The following is a 1,021-nucleotide window of genomic DNA, read 5'->3' as shown; positions in this document are numbered from 1 at the left end:
GAGAAAGTTCGAGAAATAGAACAAGGTCGAACTCGTGTTTCAGAAATTTGTAAACAATACGAAGTATCAGGCACCAATGTGTACAAATGGATTTCTAAATTCGGCACTATGAAAACCAATAAAACGCGAGTGATAGTAGAAACACAGAGTGATACACAAGAGTTGTTATTACTCAAGAAGAAAGTAGCTGAACTAGAGCGTATCGTCGGTCAAAAGCAAATCTTGCTTGATTTTAAGGATAAAATGATTGATCTAGCTGAGCAGGCATATGGGGTTGATATTAAAAAAAAATTCGATTCAAAACCCTCAGATACTATTGGCTTACCCGAGAAAAACATCCCTTCAGTTTGAATGAATTATATCGAAGCCTTGGCATGAGTAAGCAAGCTGTCCACCAACAGTTGAACCGACAAATCAAGCAGGAAAAAGTTCAGCATCATTTATTAAAGGCCGTCGATGAAATTCGAGTAAAACATCCCACCATGGCTATACGCTACTTGTATTATATGATTAAACCCGATCATCAGCAGATGATGGGACGAGATCTTTTTGAGGTATTTTGTAAGCAGCACCATTTAACTAGACCTCGAATACCCTCATATATCAAGACAACAGATAGTCAAGGAGTAATTCGATTTGAGAATTTATTGATGTATCAAAAACCGAGCCGTATAGACCAATATTGGCAGAGTGACATTAGTTATTATCAAGTCAATGGTATCTATTATTACCTCACTTTTATTGTAGATGCATATACGCGTCATATAGTGGGCCACCACACCTCTAAAAGGCTATTAACAACTCATACCACCATTCCAGCCTTACAAATGGCCATCAAGCTTCGAAAAAAGAAAAGATTTGATGAATTAGTACTTCACTCCGATGGAGGTGGTCAATATTATGCCAAGGAGTTTTTACGAATTACTCAAAAACGAGGAATTAAAAACAGTATGTGTAAATACCCCTGGGAAAATGGGAAAGCAGAGCGTATCAATGGAATTATAAAAAACAATTATTTACG

Annotated in this window: 2 protein-coding genes; both read left to right on the top strand. The window is 36.9% G+C overall.

What is annotated here, in order from left to right:
- Positions 1 to 351, top strand: a 351-nt coding sequence (locus G9H65_RS13235; RefSeq protein ID WP_166375815.1) for a transposase, incomplete at its 5' end; no start/stop codon positions are given.
- A gap of 23 nt (positions 352 to 374) precedes the next feature.
- The coding region (locus G9H65_RS13230) for a DDE-type integrase/transposase/recombinase (protein ID WP_166375814.1) at positions 375 to 1,021 on the top strand (647 nt) is incomplete at its 3' end.

This window comes from Aquirufa ecclesiirivi (assembly GCF_011250515.1).
GTDB lineage: Bacteria > Bacteroidota > Bacteroidia > Cytophagales > Spirosomataceae > Aquirufa > Aquirufa ecclesiirivi.
This window is presented reverse-complemented; position numbering and strand designations above follow the sequence as displayed.